The sequence below is a fragment of the Bacteroides sp. AM41-16 genome (assembly GCF_003603495.1).
Classification (GTDB): Bacteria; Bacteroidota; Bacteroidia; order Bacteroidales; family Bacteroidaceae; genus Bacteroides; species Bacteroides uniformis.
The window spans coordinates 96,833-115,000 of the sequence record NZ_QTNE01000018.1 but is presented as its reverse complement, the minus strand read 5'-3'; the positions used below and the strand labels follow the sequence as shown (position 1 = coordinate 115,000).

General features: G+C 50.5%; 9 protein-coding genes. All 9 read right to left on the bottom strand.

Annotated features, from left to right (window positions below; translation table 11 throughout):
- Positions 1-188: 188 nt before the first annotated feature.
- On the bottom strand, positions 189-3,284 hold the full coding sequence (locus DW896_RS15480) for a glycoside hydrolase family 2 TIM barrel-domain containing protein (protein ID WP_061411260.1): 3,096 nt from the start codon (positions 3,282-3,284) through the stop codon (positions 189-191).
- 178 nt (positions 3,285-3,462) lie between these two features.
- Complete coding sequence (locus DW896_RS15475) at positions 3,463-5,412, bottom strand: alpha-L-arabinofuranosidase C-terminal domain-containing protein (protein WP_005830131.1); 1,950 nt, start codon at positions 5,410-5,412, stop codon at positions 3,463-3,465.
- A gap of 54 nt (positions 5,413-5,466) precedes the next feature.
- A complete protein-coding gene (locus DW896_RS15470) occupies positions 5,467-7,458 on the bottom strand; it encodes a glycoside hydrolase family 127 protein (protein WP_119993528.1) in 1,992 nt (663 codons plus the stop codon).
- A gap of 49 nt (positions 7,459-7,507) precedes the next feature.
- Complete coding sequence (locus DW896_RS15465; protein WP_098032140.1) at positions 7,508-10,048, bottom strand: alpha-L-arabinofuranosidase C-terminal domain-containing protein; 2,541 nt, start codon at positions 10,046-10,048, stop codon at positions 7,508-7,510.
- Positions 10,049-10,273: 225 nt separating this feature from the next.
- The gene (locus DW896_RS15460; RefSeq protein ID WP_009037914.1) at positions 10,274-12,220 is read right to left on the bottom strand and encodes a glycoside hydrolase family 97 protein; all 1,947 of its coding nucleotides are present in this window, start codon (positions 12,218-12,220) and stop codon (positions 10,274-10,276) included.
- Positions 12,221-12,250: 30 nt separating this feature from the next.
- Complete coding sequence (locus tag DW896_RS15455) at positions 12,251-14,191, bottom strand: family 43 glycosylhydrolase (protein WP_119993526.1); 1,941 nt, start codon at positions 14,189-14,191, stop codon at positions 12,251-12,253.
- A gap of 110 nt (positions 14,192-14,301) precedes the next feature.
- Positions 14,302-15,429, bottom strand: a complete 1,128-nt coding sequence (locus DW896_RS15450; RefSeq protein ID WP_009037912.1) for a glycoside hydrolase family 88 protein — start codon at positions 15,427-15,429, stop codon at positions 14,302-14,304.
- 17 nt (positions 15,430-15,446) lie between these two features.
- Positions 15,447-16,778, bottom strand: a complete 1,332-nt coding sequence (locus DW896_RS15445) for a BNR repeat-containing protein (RefSeq protein WP_119993533.1) — start codon at positions 16,776-16,778, stop codon at positions 15,447-15,449.
- Positions 16,771-18,024 carry a DUF2264 domain-containing protein gene (locus DW896_RS15440; RefSeq protein WP_005830116.1) on the bottom strand — a complete coding sequence of 418 codons (1,254 nt, stop codon included), beginning with the start codon at positions 18,022-18,024 and terminating at the stop codon, positions 16,771-16,773. The genes DW896_RS15445 and DW896_RS15440 overlap by 8 nt, the downstream gene beginning before the upstream one ends.
- Positions 18,025-18,168 lie beyond the last annotated feature (144 nt).

Sequence of the window (18,168 nt, the reverse complement as noted above, 5' to 3'; positions counted from 1 at the left end):
CAAGCTTCGGGGTTTATCAACGACCATCTGACGGATTGCATTTGCCGAAATCAGAAACAATAAAACAAAGAAATATACAGAAGCAAGCAAAACATCAACACAAAGCGGTCACCCTCCCCCATCGGAAAGGCGACCGCTTCAGTGTTATAAAATCTGTTTCTCAGTATGTAATACACTGAGAAGAAATGTTATTCTATTCCGATACTATGGCATACGGGAAAAAGGATGAACGTAAACTCATAATCAGCGTATGGCACCAGGTATTCCGGACGGGCTATACGTCCCCAACTGTCTTCGCAACCCAGACCGGCTTGCACCTTGTCGATACAGAGATTAGTCAAATCAGCTTCATCCACCTCTTGCGAGTGTCCTTGCTCTTTGCTCCAGCCTTCATCTAAAGACTCGATGGTATAGTGCAAGGCAGATGCGGAGAAGGGAGCGGCTGCCACAATCTTGATGCCATTACCAGACTGATCCAACATCTTCCACCAACGAATATCGGTCTTTGTTCCATTTTCCTGCGGACGGATGTAGGGATAGAACTGCTCAGCCACACTTTGGCGATAAATGCCTAAGTCGGCGCAATGATTACGGTCAATATAGTTTTCAACCGGACCGCGTCCATAGTATTCAACGGTTTCAAAGCTGCGCGGCATAGGCATCTGCAGACCGAAACGGAACATGTTCGATACTTTGGCATTCTTGTCGGCAGTCAGCTTCTGGGTCACCTTGACGGCACCGGCATTGTTGATGACATAAACAAGGTTCAGCTTAGCTGAAACACCCGGCATGTCGTAAGCAGATTCTACAATCACCTGATTGTTCTCCGTGCGCTGTTTGAAAGAGGTCAGTTTGATTTCCGGATTCTTCCAAGCGATATATTTGCGTTGCAGATTGGCACCGTAGTCGTTGTCAACAGGCGCACGCCAGAAGTTTGGTTTTAAAGCCTCGCCGTCTTTAATCATATCCCGGCCATTCACTTCGTACTTAGTCAGATAACCGTTGTGCTTGTTGATTTCTACACGGAAAGCATCACCGGAGACGATGAGGTAGTTCCAATCGTTATCCTGTACTTGGGGAGCCGTCATCTCGATATTGCTCTGTTCGCAGTTCTTCAATTCCATGGAAGGAGCTTGGTAAGGATTGAGCGTCAACTGGTCTTTTGCCACTACATGTCCGGCGGAAAGCAATCCTTCACGGTTCTTCAGCTTATAGGAAACATTCAGCAACCACTCGGTGCATTGGCAAGTCTTGCCCAAGTCCAACTTGATTTTGGCTGTCTGTTGGGGAGCTACATTCAGATTATCCACACGACCGGTCCGTATCACCTTACCGCCTTTCAGTACCTCCCACTCCATATAATAGGCAGAAAGATCACGGAAGAAGTATTCATTGAACACATTGATTTCGCCGTTCTTCAAGTCGGCCGGAGTAGTCCAGATGTCCTGATAGATACGGCCTACCTCATACATGTGGGGATTGGGCACACGGTCGGGGCTGATAAGACCGTTATCGCAGAAGTTACCGTCGCTGGCATCAAAACGGTTAAAGTCACCGCCGTAGGCATAAATCATCTTACCGTTTTTTCCTGTCCAACGTACAGACTGATCAACAAAATCCCAAATAAAGCCACCTTGGAATTTGGAATATTTACGCACCAAATCCCAATATTCTTTAAAACCTCCTTGCGAGTTTCCCATCGCATGAGCATATTCGCACTGAATCAGGGGCTTTGTCATAGAATCATCCTCACTGTATTTCTTACATCCGTCATAGCCATAATACATCGGGCAATAGATGTCTGTCTTGCCTGTTTTACCGGCTTGTTCATATTGTACGGCACGGCTCGGGTCTTCAGCCTTTATCCAATCGTAGGCAGCTTCGAAATTAGCGCCATAGCCGGCTTCGTTGCCCAAAGACCAGAAAATGATGCTGGGATGATTGAAGCTACGCTGCACATTGCGCTGGTTACGCTCCATATGTGCTTTCCTATAGTCCTCACGTTTGGCAAGTGTCTCTTCCCCATAACCCATTCCGTGGGATTCGATATTGGCTTCGGCCACTACGTAAATACCATATTGGTCGCAGAGGTCGTACCAGAGATTATTGTCGGGATAGTGGCAGGTGCGCACGGCATTCAGGTTGAACTGCTTCATCACCTGAATATCCTGAATCATGCGTTCGCGAGAAATGACGTAACCACCGTCCGGATCCATCTCGTGGCGGTTGGCTCCCTTGAAGAGAACGGGCTGGCCGTTGACAAGTATCTGACTTCCTTTCAGCTCTATCTTTCGGAAGCCCACCTTTACGGGAATCACTTCACTGCTGCCTTGCAAAGTGGCACGCAGGGTATACAAGTAGGGCGTTTCTGCCGTCCACTTATGAGGATTCTCCACATTTATCAAGGCAGTAGCGTTACCTTTGGCGACAGCTGTAGCCACCTGTTTTCCGGCAGCGTCCAGCAGTTCAAGACTGATATTGCCGCCACCCTTCACATCAAGCTGTACTTTCAGGGAACCGTTCTTATAAGCAGTATCCAAATCGGGAGTGACACGGATGTCCTGAATGCGCTTTTTGTCACGGGCATACAAGTAGCAATCGCGCCCTACACCGCTATAACGGAAGAAGTCCTGGTCTTCCAGATACGTCCCGTCACACCAGCGGAATACCTGAAAGGCTATCAGATTCTTTTGTCCCGGCTTCAAGTAGGGTGTCAGGTTGAATTCAGCCTCCAGTTTGCTGTCCTCACTATAACCTACGTACTTGCCGTTTACCCACAAATACATATTGGAAGTCACGGAACCGAAATGAGCCATGATGTCCTTACTCTTCCAGTCGGCAGGTATTACAATCTCACGACGGTAGGAACCTACATTGTTATTCTCCGTTGGCACCTGCGGTGGATTGTTCTTGAACTGATTGCGCCAGGCATATCCGGTATTCACGTAGATAGGGTCGCCGAAACCGTTCAGTTCCCACATACCGGGAACGGCCATATCGCTCCATCCCTTGTCGTTGAACCCCACTTTCCAGAAATCCGTGGGACGGGCATCGGCATTCTTCACCCAGAAGAATTTCCAGATACCGTTCAGAGTCATGTAATTGGAAGAATGTTCTTTTGCTCCACGAGCCGCAGCATCTGCCGACTCATAGGCAAAATAGTTGGTGTGCATCGGAGCACGGTTCACGGCATTCACTTCAGGGTTTTGCCATTCAGTGAAGGACTGTGCGCTTGCGGCAATGGCAAAAGTCGCAAGCAGTCCGGTAATGAAATGTTTCTTCATGGTAAATAGTTTATAAAAATTAGCAACGGCATACAAGCAGAACCGGTATGCCGTCACAAAGATACGCCTATCCTATAATTAAAAGGAAGAATAATCGTTCAAAAAAGGCTGAATTTAATTCTTTAAATAAGTGTTCATAACTAGTTCACATAATTAAATTAGGTGACTAAATGGGAATTTATTTTGATTGAGTACTTATCCGCAAACGATAGACTCCGAACGAACGGGGCTGAAGCTCCAGGCTCAGAGAACGGGAAGCCACCTCCACCGGACGAATACGTGGAACAATAGCCTCCTGCTCCAGTGTATTCTTGGCTTTCCAGTCATCACTTTGCAAATAGGTGCAGGAACCCGAGACAAGCTGCCGCTTCTTCAATCCGCTGAACTCTATCTGTACCTTCTCCGATCTGCTGCCCGCATTGACAAGCTTCAGAATTACTTCTCCCGTAGGAGCATCCAGCACTGCCGATGCATAAAGGCTGTCCTGCCCCGTCACGGGTTTTCCGTCCATTTGCAGGTTCAGCACATCTGTTCCGGCATTCATACCGTACATCTGCTGTACGTAATAGTTGGGAGTCCGCATCATACGGAGATTGTCGAACCAAATCAAATCGGGATTCCACTGCCAGGCATCCACATGGGCAAACAACGGAGCATAGGTAGCCAGGCGCACCACATCAGCATTACGTTCCAGTCCCGTCATAAAAGCTGCTTCGGACAGTGCCGCCAAGAAATTATTGGCTTTCCCGGTGGGGTGGTCATGCGATGCATATTCACCGGCAAAGACTTTCGGTCCTTTACGGTCATAGTCATCATAGCGGGCAGCATTGGCAAAGAACCAGTCGGGAGCCATATAATAATGCTCGTCCACCAAATCCACCCCGATGCGTTTCATTTCGGGCCAGAGGTAATCGAACTTGTCCCCATCTGCACTCGGACCGGAAGAACCTACAATCTGCATATCGGGATATTCCGCACGGATGGCTTTCGTGAACACTTCCAGACGCTCGGGATAGACTTCCCCCCACTGTTCATTGCCGATGGCAATCATTTTCAGACCGAACGGTTCGGGATGTCCCATATCGGCACGCACCTTTCCCCACTTGGAGGTTGCAGCACCGTTGGCAAACTCGATGAGGTCGAGGGCATCCTGCACGTACGGGCCGAGTTCTCCAAGGGGAACCACTTCGTTGCTTTCGTATTGGCAGGACAGCCCGCAGCTCAGTACCGGCAGAGGCTCTGCACCGAGGTCTTCACTCAGCAGGAAATATTCGTAAAAGCCAAGTCCGTAACTCTGGAAATAATCCGGGAAAGCTTTATGCTTGAATGTATAGTTCCAGCGATTTTCGTTCAAAGGACGGTTCTCTACCGGACCCACGGAATTCTTCCATTGATAACGGGTGGCAAGGCTGTTGCCTTCGATGATACAACCGCCGGGAAAACGGAATACTCCGGGATTGAGGTCATAGAGGGCTTGTACCAAGTCGGCACGCAATCCATTCTCACGCTTCTTCCAAGTGTTCACCGGGAAGAGAGAGATGTGGTCCATATCTACCGTACCCTCCGTCTGCAACACAACACGCAGACGCGAGCGAACATCGGTAAAAGGAGCTTTCAGCACAGCCGTCAGCTTCTGCCATTCACTGCCTTTCACTTCCAGTTCCTTCTTCAGGAGATTCTCTCCGTTGGAATTCACCAGTTCGACGGAAAGCTTCATTGGTTTGGTATCCGGCGTACGGACATAGGCGGAGAAACGGTAATCTTCTCCTTTTTTCAGGCCGATGCCACGATAACCTTCATTATCCAGTCCGGCACGCAAAAGACAGCCGTCATTGGTAATGCGCACATAATGCGGATTGCGGTCGAAGCAGGGCCGCTCGTCCTGTACCGTCACCTCGCCGAAAGGTATCCACCCCACCAGCGGCTGCGGGAACTCAAAAGAGCGGTTCTTTACCAGTTCGGCATACAAACCACCGTCCGCACCGAAATTAATGTCTTCGAAGAAGATTCCATACATGGCAGGATTTATCCGAGCCGTCGGTTTTGATACATCAACAGTCATCACATGCTGTTGCGCCTGCATGCCAAGAACAACGAACAATGTCAATAGAAATAAAAGTCTTTTCATGGTTTTAATCTGTTTATAACGATAGCATAAGCTAAATTATGACGACATACTTACCTATTCTACATCAATCCTATTTACCGGCAACCATACATCCATCTTGCCCTCACCCCGGTGTGCCCATGCATAATAAGGTATCAGGGTCAGCGTCACATCTCTGGTTGCCAACTTTCCGGCAGCATCAAAACCAAGAGCCTGCACTTCTGTGGTAATTTCGTTGATGCCATACAGCAGTTCGGGCTTCTCCGTCACCTGGAATTTCGGATGACGGTTCAGGATGATATTCTGTATATTAAAATCATTATCGGCCCACTCGGCACAATAAACGATAGGACCACGCTCAACGGCCACCCGTCCACGGTCGGCAACCACTTTTTCATTGGCTTTCACCACACGGGGTTGCATGTCGAAATGCACCTCTACCACATCCCCTTTCTTCCACTTCCGGTCTATCCGGAGATAGCCTTTACGAAGTTCACCGGTCACCTCCTCGCCATTCACCAATACACGATAGCCCAACTTCAGGTCGTCGGCATACGAATAAAGGTCACTCGGAAGTACACTGCCGCGCACCCAACCCGGAATACGGATATTCATCGTAAACGGCAGGTTGCCCTGAGCCACCTTCACACGAATGTCTCCGTTCCAGGGGTATCCGGTTTCCTGCTCCAGCACCACTTTCTTTTCATTCAACTTCAGCTCGGCACGGTTGGACAAGAAAAGGTTGACGTACACCTGATTGTCTTTCACGGCATACACATATCCCGGCAAAGAAGGAATGAACCGGCTGATGTTGCTGGGACAGCAGGCACAACCAAACCACGGCTGACGTGTAATCGTATGGTCGGCATTAAAGTGATACTTACCATCGCAAGACAACGGATTGGGATAGAAGAACTTGCCTCCGTCCAATGAAACGCCGGAGATTAATCCGTTGTAAAGCGTACGTTCCAGCACGTCGAAATACTTGGAATCGCCATGCAGCAGAAAGAGGCGGTAATTCATGTAAACATTGCCGATGGCGGCACAGGTCTCATTGTAGGCAGTCAGATTCGGCAATTCATAGTTATCACCGAAAGCTTCGCCCGCATGACGCGCACCGATACCGCCGGTAATATATATCTTCTTGCCGACGATATTCTCCCATATCTTGTCGATAGCCTTGATGTAGGAGCTGTCACCCGTAATGGCAGCCACATCAGCCATACCGGAATACATGTAACCGGCACGTACGGCATGTCCCACTGCCTCTTCCTGCTCCAGTACAGGCTTGTGCGACTGCAAATAGATGTCCTTGCGTGCCGTAGTGCCGCGCGCGTCGAGGAAGAACTTGGCCTGGTCGAGATATTTCTTATCTCCTGTCACGGTATAGAGGCGTACCAATGCCATTTCGGCAATCTGATGTCCGGGAATCACACGCTTCTGTCCGGGGCCTTCACCGATATTCTTGCATACGCAGTCGGCATAACGGATAGCTATATCCAGGAAGTTCCGCTTGCCTGTAGCTTGATAATAAGCCACAGCCCCTTCCACCATGTGACCCAGATTATAGAACTCGTGGCTCAAATTCTCCACCTCCGACCAGCGTTCCGGCCCCGACCAATCGTGCGGATGCTTGGGATTCATGGCACGTGCGGTGTAAAGATACCCGTCCGGTTCTTGGGCGGCGGCCACTATGACCAATACGCTGTCGATATATTCTTCCAGTTTCTTGTCCGGGTAAGTCTGCAAGGAGTAACTTGCACCTTCAATCGTCTTATAGACATCCGTATCGTCAAAGGAGAAGCCTCCCACCTTATACTCATCACTGGGATGAGTAGCTTTCACAAAGTTTTCATAACGTCCCGTTTCCTCACACTTACTGAAAGCCAACGGGATGGTTACCTCGCGGCTTGCCTTCAAGCGTTGTCCCCAGAAACTGTCCGTCACCTTCACTGAAGTGAAAGGAACCGGGTCGATGGGATAACCGGAATGCAAAGTCTGTTGCTTTTGTGCCGACACACTGCCGGTCATGGCTGCAACAAGTGCCAAAGTCAATAATCGTTTCATATCTTTTAAATTTTTAAGTTCCCACGCACGGAATTACACGGATTTATCCTTATTTCCCCTTATTCTCATGGATACGTATCACCGTAAACGAATAGGCAGGCAAGGTATAAGGAAACTCCGTACCGCCGATGTCGAAGGTGGAAGTCACGGAACGTGCCTGCTTGTCTTTCGGGTCACCCGTCAGGAGCGTCTTCACTGCCGAGGGATTCTGCAAGTCGATGCCCTTCAGCTTCACTGTAGAGGAAACCTCTACCGGAAGCAGGTTCACCAGCTTTACGATATGGTCACCCGTGGCCTCATCCTTTACCACCGAAATGCCGACGCGCTTGCGGACAGCCTCTTGCCCATTACTCAGTGTGATGTGCGAGGTGATGTACTGCGTACCCGCATTCTGTCCGTACATCTGCTGTGTGTAGTAGCCCACGGTAGGCTTCACTTCCGTGTTATTGAAATAAATCAAGTCGGGATTCCACTGCGTATGGCCTTCCTTCGCCAGCAACGGGGCGTACGAGGTCATCTCCACCACATCGGCATTACGTTCCACCGAAGTCAGATAGAGAGCTTCTGCCAACGCTGTCTCTATGTTGTTGGGACGTCCGGGCAGGTGGGCGGCATATTCGCCCAGATAGACCTTGGACTTGGTGCGGTCATAACGGTCGTAGTAGTCCTGGTTGTGAATCATCCAGCCCGGATCCACGTAATAGTGTTCGTCCACCATGGGCACGCCCAGTTCCGTGGCAAGGCGCCAGCCCTCCGCATAGTCCGCGCCTTCGTAGAAGGGACCTACAGTGCCGACAACCGTAATTTCGGGATGCTTCTCCCTGACAGCCTTGTATATCATGGCAAAGCGCTCCTCAAACACTTCGGTAATCATATCCTCGTTGCCGATGCCGATATACTTCAGATTGAAAGGCTTGGGATGGCCTGCCTCAGCACGCTTCCTGCCCCACACGGTGCGGCGTGCATCGCCGTTGGCATACTCTATCAGGTCGAGCACATCCTGGATATAGGCAGGCATCTCTTCCATCGGGATGCCACCCTGCTGGCCGTAGCGCATCAGTTCCTTGTTGGCCCCCTGCGGACAGTTGTCGGCATAGTGCGAGTGTGTGCCCGAATTCTGGCACGGCACGCCCGCTGCCAATACCGGCAGAGGTTCGGCACCTATATCTTCGCAGAAGCGGAAGTACTCGAAGTAGCCCAGTCCGCGTGTCTGATGATACCCCCACAGATTGCGCAACGGCTTACGCGCTTCGAGCGGTCCGATAGAGCCTTTCCAGTCATAGATATTATCAATGCCGTCGCCATGAGCCACGCAGCCACCGGGGAAGCGGACGAAGCGCGGATGCAAGTCGGCAAGCGTCTGTGCCAGGTCGGCACGCAAGCCGTTCTTATGGCCCTTGAATGTATTTTGCGGAAAAAGGGAAATCATATCGAGATGCAGTGTCCCCACCGTCTGCGGCTGAAGCGAGAGCACGGCGGCACGCACATCGGCGTTTGCCGTCAGCACCGTCTGCTGTTTCTTCCACTCTTTGGAGGACACATTGACGGAAGAGCGGGCAATCTCACGGCCCGTCTGGTCGAGCAGGCAAACAACCACCTTGCCTCCCTTGCTGCCCGGTGCCACGCGGGCGAAGAGAGAGAAATCGTACTTCTCCCCTTTCTTCAAGCTGATGCCGTCGAAACCGTCGTTCTGCAATGTCACTCCGGGACGCGCCTCCAATACGGCATAATGAGGGTTATTGGGATGAATGGGGTCGGCAGCGGCAATGGTAACGGCAGCCGAAGTATTCCCCTCTTTCACCGCCCAGGCATATGTGCCGTCCCAACCTTGGTGTGAACCGTCCTTAGACGAATACTCGAAGTCGCGGTTCTGTACCAGCTCGGCATACAGTCCTCCATCCGCAGCATAGTTGATGTCTTCGAAGAAAATACCTATCAGATGCTTGCTGATGGGTTTTGCACATTCCGTCTCCACTTCGATAGTCGCCTCCACCGGTTTCAGTCCGGCAAAACGTACGGGGTCTTGCTCGGTACGTTCGGCATGGAGTGCCTGGCGGTACTTCTTATGCTCTGCAAAGGAGATGACACGCTGCACCGTGGCATACGGTACACGCTGCATCCAACCCTGCTGTACGGTACCGTTCAGCAGAACCTCCTTCCGCACGTTAGGATAGACCTCCGCCGGCCGGTATTCGGCAAGGCGAGAACGGTCAAAGTATTTCTGCGCTTTCCATTGCAGCAAGTCGGGAGACTCGACGTATGCAAGGGAGTTTCCGCTTTCCGTCAGTTCCCAGATACAGTGCCAACGGTCGTCGGCACGGGTCTGCATCAAGTGCGGTTTCAGCATCCGCTTCATTTGCCCCCAGGGGCCGAAGTCCGAGTTGACAAAGGAGCTGCCCTCTGCCACGCTGAACCATCGGTTGCCATTGGGACTCCAGGCTAGTTTCAGACCGCCACTGCCGTCGGCATGGGAGTAGGAAAAGAGATAGACTGAATCGGGTTCATTCGCCACTCCATTCGTTATAGCCTGCAAAGGAACGGTCAGTGTCAAGAACAGACACAAGGACAATAATTTCAAGAATCCATTCATGGTATTAAGTCGGTATTAATCATTTACATTTAGTTCGATAGTCACAATCAGCCGTATTCTGAATGCCATTCAGTCGTATAGTGAATAGGGTTCAGTCGTATAGTGAATGCCATTCAGTATACGACTGAATCAGGACAATTATAGACCTCTGATAATCAAAGATTTGCAAAAGGAGTAATCCGTTATGATATATCATTACAAAACAAGGGTTGCTCCATGCCTTCTTTATTCCACGATTACCGCCCCTCCCTGCGGCTGAACCGTGAGTTGCAGAGAGCCGTCAGTCTTTATCTTCTGCAGCTTTAATTGAGGCTGCATCTTCTTGTCATCACTATACAGAGACACCTCTTGTCCTGCCAGCACAGGAAGGTCAAGCTTCAGTTTCAATGGTTCCGCCGTTGCATTGACAGCGGCTATGTACCACGTGTTGCCATGACGACGGGCAAGAACAATATATCTCCCCGGATAGCCGTCAATGAAACGGGTCTCGTCCCAAGTAGTGGGCACTTGTTTCATAAAGTCGAGGCAGATTTGCGGAGCATCCGTCAAGTTATTAGGTGCCAAGGCGAAGTTCTGGATAGGATTTTGGAACAGCACTGCCGTTGCCAGCTGAAAGATGTCCGTGGTGCGGCGAATAGTTCCGCCATCGTTGCTGCGGTTCAAACGCTTGTTCAGGAACACACCGCCAAACTCCATGCATCCCACAGCATTGCGGATGAAAGGGTGCAGCGTGGCATTGAAGGCCTCGTTATCACAGAAATGCTGGCTAAATACCAGATTCTCGGAAGCCAGCACCGCCTCGCTGCCTACGTAATTGGGATACATCCGTTCCCAGCCGCGAGGCAAGGTACAGCCGTGGAAGATAACCATCAGACCGTGGTCGTCGGCATCGCTCAGAATCTCCTCGTACAAACGCAGGGTCTCCTGCTTGTCACCGCCGAAGAAGTCTACTTTGATACCCTTCACACCCAGACTTTGCAACCAGCGCATCTCTTGCTTGCGGGCAATGGAGTTATCCATCCGGTTGACGGGACTCTGCTCTATATCGTTCCAGTAACCACTGGAGCTATACCACAAGAATACCTCCACACCCTTGCTACGGGCATACTTGATAAACTGTTCCATGCGGTCGCGACCGATGTTGTTGTCCCACCAGTTGTCAATCAATACATATTCGTATCCCATGGCGGCTGCCAAGTCAACATAGCGCACCTGGTCGTCGTAGTTGATGCTGCCGTCCTGCCAGAGAATCCAGCTCCATGTGCCACGGCCCGGCTTGTAATCATGGGTGGTGGTATAGCGTGGTTCCACTACATCCCAGGGGACGGTGGTTTCCACAATCGGCTTCAAGGTTTCCCCCACCGTCACAGTACGCCACGGCGTGGAGCCCGGCAGGGAAAAGGCAGGTGACACCGTTCCGTTGCCGTTGTTCTCTTCCGGCATGGGGAAAGCAATGCGATACACGCCGTTATCCCAATCACTCAAACGCGAGCCACAATAACGGCTGTCCACTCCGGTTTCACTGAGCAGTACCCAGCCGTCATCCCCCACCTTGAACAAGCAGGGAAATGTATATCCATGTCCATAACCCGAACGTTCGTTCATCGGGGCATCTGCCTTATATTCTTCTTCGTAACTGGGTTTGGTACGCTTCCACCCTATCATGGCGTCGCTCTGCGGACAAAGGAAAGTGGTGGTCTGCGACGGGAAGCGGAAGCCGGTCCGTTCGCTGTTCACCGTGACGCTTCCTTTTCCCTGCTCCCTCGGCAGGGTGTAACGGAAAGCCACGTCATTGTTGCTGACGCGGAAAGTTATCTGCACATTCTTCCCCTCACCGTTGACGAATGAACAAAGCAATTCGTTTGCCCGGTAATGGATGTGCGAAGCTTTGATTCGGGATTGTTCATAAACCGTATCGAAAGCTGTGACTTTATGTTCCTTCAACTGCAATCCTCTATAGAAATCACCCACATTTGTCTCCATCCCCAAGGGAGAAGATTCCAGCATTTGCTTTCCATTGTAGGTGACGGCGTAAGACACTTCGCCGTTGGCTGACGGGCAGGATACCGTAAGCTGCAATTTTCCATCCGGACCATTGACAGATACACTCTGTGCTGCCAGCGGACCTGAGAGGGCAAACAACCAAACCAGTAATTTCAATCTATTCTTCATGGTATTAAATTATTATGTTATATCATTAAATCAAAAGGTAGGCATCACCGGCCTGATGGTTCCGTCTTCATTGAACTCCATCCGGTCTATGCAGACTTCACGATGAACGCCGGGGCCATCTTTCAAGTACCATTTATTAATACGGTGGTAAACGATTCTCCACTCATCTGTACCGGGAATCTGCAATACAGCGTTGTGTGCCGGACCGTAAATTTCCTTTTCCGGATTCTGAATCAGCACAACGGGTTGCTTGGCAACTTCGATAGGACCGAGCGGCGACTTGGATGTACCGTATGCCACATGGTAATTGGGCGAACCGGTATCGTCTACCGACCACATGAAATAGTAGAGCCCGTTGCGATAAAAGACATAGGCTGCTTCGCGGAAAGCATAGTCCTGCAAGGTGCCTCCCGCCGGTGTCATCACCGTAACGGTATTTTCCTTGATGGACACCATATCGTCGTTCAGCTCGGCACCTGCCATGTAGCCGTTGCCCCAGTAAAGATAGGATTTGCCCGAAACAGGGTCTGTAAACACATCCACATCAATCTGTTGCCCGCCACCGACGGGTGAAGCAGTAACGACAGGGCGTCCCAAATCGGTGAAAGGGCCGGCCGGAGAATCGCTCGTAGCCACTCCAATCTGCTTGCCGCCGCCATTCTTGGGGTTTCCACTGTAATAGAAGAAGTATTTATACTTACCGTCCACTTTTTTCTCTTCAATGCAAGGCGCCCAAGCATTGCCATCTGCCCAGGGCACTTGCTCCGACTTCAAGTCCAGCATGACGCCTTCATCCTGCCAGGTCTTCAAATCCGTGGAGGAGAATACGGTGAAATACCAGCCTCCCCAACCCGGCTGTCCGTCCGTAGTAGAATAGATGTAATACTTTTGGGTCTGATGGGAATAAAGGATTTCCGGGTCGGCATGGAAACCCGGCAATACGGGATTGTTGGGCAATGCGCCCAGTTCTGTCGGCTTGCCCCATTCATCGGTAATGCGCAACAGCTCATGGCGGGTAATGGGGATAATGGTCCCATGACGGGGATGGAAGTTCATCTTCACCTCGCTGTCTATCACCTTAAAATTCTTCAAGTCAGTGGTTTCCGTAAACTGATAGCTTCCTTTCATATAGACGTCGTACATCAGGATATACTTATCCTGCCCTATCAGTTTGAAAGTGCCCGCACCCTCTACGGCTTCCTTAGTCTGTTGCTTGTAATCGGGCTCTTCCGTCCATGCCCCGGAGGTCAGGGAACGGGTGGTGGCCACCTTTATGCCGTTTCCATGCCCTTCCGTCTTATAGAAAAGGTGGAAAACACCATCCTTATAGACAATGTCTCCATCGATGCACGATTTCCCGTTCTCCGGCAGAAACAATGGCTTGGGCTCTCCCTCCAAATCCGTAAACTCCGCATTGGCATAAGCATAATATACGACATCGGCTCCATCGCCATGCAGCATGGACCAATACACCATGTACTTTCCCGCCTCCGGGTCGTAGATAGTCTGCGGAGCCCATACACGCTTCAAATCCTCCTGACCTGAATAACGTTTCTGTATATTGATAACGGAGTGGGACCAGTTGACCAAGTCGGTAGATTTCAGCAAAACCATGGCACGGTTGGAACTCCATCCATTGGCTGAAACCATATCTGTCACTACCATATAGAAAGTCTTGCCATCCTCGCAACGAAGGATATGCGGGTCGCGGACTCCCCCGGTGGAGCTGATGACTTTCGAGTCGATTACCGGTTCATTATCATTCAATGCCCAGTAGGTATAACCGTCCATGCTTACAGCATAGCGCACAGCCTCTTCATCGCCACTATTCCCAGTGAAATAAGTGAACAAATAAGCTACATAATCTTTTTCGGGAAAGGATTTTTGCCAGGAATATCCCGGAAGTGCAAACAACGACAATAACATTGCTGCCAAAAGCATCCGGAAAGTGTTTTTCATCCGTACAATCATAATCTTTTTATATTAAACCTTTTAACGGGTGTAAAATTAACACTATATACATTATAATACAAAGAAAGTGTATATGTTGTGTAACATATACACTTATTTAATCTCTCCAATCAGTCGGCATTCAAAAAACGCACCATCTCACAAGCTGCCAGCAGAAATGCCCCTACCCCAAAGTTGGCAGTAGAGTTGGCATCAACCACTTGTCCGGGAATGGCTTTCTCGCCAATCGGCTGTACATACCCTATGCGGCCATCGGGCTGCAAGGCTACAGTAGTCAGATAATTCCACGCCTTCATCACTACGGGTTGATAAGCAGCCTTGTCCAGCAAGCCGTTGTTCATCCCCCATAATAGACCATAGGTAAAGAAAGCCGTACCGCTGGTTTCAGGACCGGGAGCATGCTCAGGGTCGAGCATACTGCGTGTCCAGTAGCCTTCCGGCTGCTGGCAGGCAGCCACGGATTTGGCCATCGTCTGGAAGCGGTCTATGTACTCCTGGCGGTATTGGTCTGTTTCGGGCAGGTCTTTCAGTACCTTTGCCAAAGCAGCCAGCACCCAACCGTCGCCACGTGCCCAGAAGTCTTTCTTACCATTCACACTTTTGTGTTTTGGATAAATATATTTGCCGTCGCGATAGTATAGGCCTTCCTCCGAATCGTACATGATACTGTTGGCATAGGTCCAGTATTCATGCAGTTTCTCCAGATATAACGGATTGCCGGTCAGCTTGTACATCTTTGTCATAACGGGCATTACCATGTAAAGTCCGTCCGCCCACCACCAATAATCGTTCTTGTCCGTACTCATCTGGTATTCCATCACTTCGCGCGCACGGGCTATCTTCCCGGAATCCGGCTTCACGGTATACAAATCCGCATAAGTCTGGAAACAAATCTGATAATCACCGAAAAGCACATAATCATCACTCTCCCCATAGCTGTACTTCCACTCTTCCTTGTTGTCACTCTTCGCGCCTTTCCATTCATTATGTTCTGCCCACGCCTCGGAATAGGCATAGCATTCCGGATTACCGGTCAGGAAGAACACCTCCATGTTTCCCGTATGATAGGCGGCATTGTCCCAGAAAGAGCGCCCATGTTGCGGATGGGTCTCCTGCCAATAGTTGTTCACCCGATTGATAATCTCAATCACTTCTTCCGGTTTCGGCTGCTGAGCGGTGCATGAGAACAGTCCCCAGCAAAAAGCCAAACCCAATAAAAATAAGCATGTCGTTTTCATATACTAATACTGTTCTTTTATCTTATCACTTCCAATACATATACCGGTTGCGGTGCAAACTCCACAACCCGCTCTCCGTCTCCTTGCTTGGCATGCTGCACAAACAGATGCAGCCGCTTCCTGCTCTTCCACAATTCCGTGTCATGAGACGGTTCCCAGGCACCGACAGTGAAGTCGGTCAAATCGCTGATGCTCCACTTACTGTTTGCCACATCCGTAGCGTGCGCCAAAGAGACTTTGCTCCCCCGTTCTTCATCCCTAAATACATAAAATATCTCCCCGCCATCTACTACGATGCGCGGACGGGCCATCGGAATCATCTTCGTGCCTCCACCTTTCAGGGAAAACGGAGTGGTACGCCCGGAGACCTGGCGGCTGTGCCACATCTGCCCGTCATGCCAGACAATCCGGTATTGCGGGACGTCGCTGTCCGGGTCGCGCCAATAGGAAGCAATGTACGGATTGCCGCCTGCATCGGCACTCATGCTGGTCTGGTTTATCAGTTCCGAATTCTGAGGAATGCGGCAGGCATACTCTGCATTACCCAGACGGATGGACAAATCATATTTCTTGCCATTTGCCTTATACCATGTTACGCCATTGTCAAAGGAACGGGCGTAGCATAGGTCATGGTTGGTTTCCACATGCCAAGTCTCGCGCCAGACCCACGACAGATGGATGGTTCCAAGCTCATCTACATATAGCTGCCAGTAAGCATTGCGCTTGTTCTCGCCATCAATCAGTACATCCTGCACACGGCTCCATTTCTTCTCCTTCAAGGAATAGCGGTTCATCACCAGGTTGCCCCGGCCGGAAGAACCGGAACGGTATGCAAACAGCAGGTCGCCTCCGGACAGCAGATAAAACTCCGGATAGGTTACATTGCCTTCATCCACGCCCGTCATGGGCTCCTTCTCACCCAATTCCAGTGAATGGGGTGCAATGCTGCGACAGTAGTTCAAGGGCTGTCCGTGATGGTCGAAGGCTACATGAATATACCCGTCACCATCCAGCATCATGCTGATGACGTTATGGGCATCCTTCACATTCCCTTTATACTGTGTGCGGTGCAGTGTCCACTGTCCGGCATGGAGGTTCCGTTTTCCAAGAGTCAGGAACCCTTCCGCATCATAGTAACTGATGTATTGCTCGTCACCTTGCGTCACCAGCGAATTATTACGGAATACGGCAGTGTTGACGGAAGTCTGGCTGTATCCTTTCCCCACTTCCACCAGATGCGTTTCGGGAAGGACACCGGCAGCACCCTGTGCACAGAGTGCCACCGGAAATCCACCAATCCCCCAAACAATTAATATAAATACTATAAAAAATGAATCAGTCTTACTCATAATAGGCATGGTCTTTGGGGAATTCTTCACCACCCCACGCCTTTTTCGAGGTCCATGCCTGCGGAGCATCTGTCCAGAACGGATGGTCGGCGGGCAAGCCCAGGGGCAAGAATGCCAGGGAAGCCATGTAAAGGCTGCCGTTGTTAGTATACCAGTCGGAGATATGAGGCTGGGAACCATTGAATCCCAATGTCAGAAAACCTTTCTCGTTGAAGTTCCGGTTGTCACCGAACATACGGTTGATGACAGCTGTCATGGCAGCACGTACCTGTCCGTTCGACAATTCCTTGGGCAACCATCCACGCCATGCCAACAAAGCCAATGGTTGGAGGGTACCGGTGCGGTAGGTAATGGAACGCCCGAATACGGGGAAGGCCCCCTCGGGAGAGATGAAACGTTCCAGAATCATGCCGAAACGCTGCATGCGCTTCTGGGCACGCTGGAAATTGCAATCCGGCGCATTCCATATCTTATTTTTTCCACTGTTCGTAAAGACTTCCAGACACTCCACATACATGGGATGGAGTACGAAGCTGTTGTAATAGTCAAAGGCAAATCCCGGTCCGTCGCTATAGAAGCCGTCACCTACATACCACTCTTCCACCTTGCGCAGAGCGGAGACAATACGGTAAGCATCACTCTTGGCACCAGCCTTGCGCAGGAAACATTCTACCGTAGACGAGAACAGCAGCCAGTTGGTATAAGGAGGGTCCACACGGCGCAACTGGGTGAACTCTTCAATGTAACGCCGTTTAGTCAAACTATCCAGAGGCACCCACAAAGCATCGTATCCTCGCAGGAAGCTTTCAGCAACATAAGCGGCATCGACCAGCGGCTGTCCCTCTTTCCGCCAAAGTAGGTAATCCTGACTTTCCGGGTCTACCGCCTGCGCATAACTTTTCAATGCCCACTCGCGGAGCTGCCTGCGCTGCTTGCCTTCGGCAGTGTCATCGTCCGGCAAAGAGAGCCAGGGTGCCAACCCCGCCATCAGACGTCCGAAACATTCCATATAGGTCACCCGTTTGTCGCGTCCATCCCAAGTGGGGCTAAGCTCCACCTGCATATTTTCCTGGAGCTTCCCTTCACTCATATTGCTCAGTACCGGAGCAGCCATTTGATACAACACCCCGGCCCAAAGTTCGCGGTCTGTCACTTCCTTCTCTTTTTTCTTCTTGGCAGCCATTTCCTGAGCGGGCAGCAATAAAACTGCCACCAGCAGCAGCCATAAGTAGTTACTTTTTCTCATGATATTATTTAAGTTTGTTTTTCAATACTGCAAAATTACCCCATTCCCGGTAATTTCGGGGGCACTATTGTTTCAAAAAGGGGTAAATATCGGTCATTAGTACCCCCAAAACTCAGAAATCACAAGAAAAAGCCTAAGATTAAA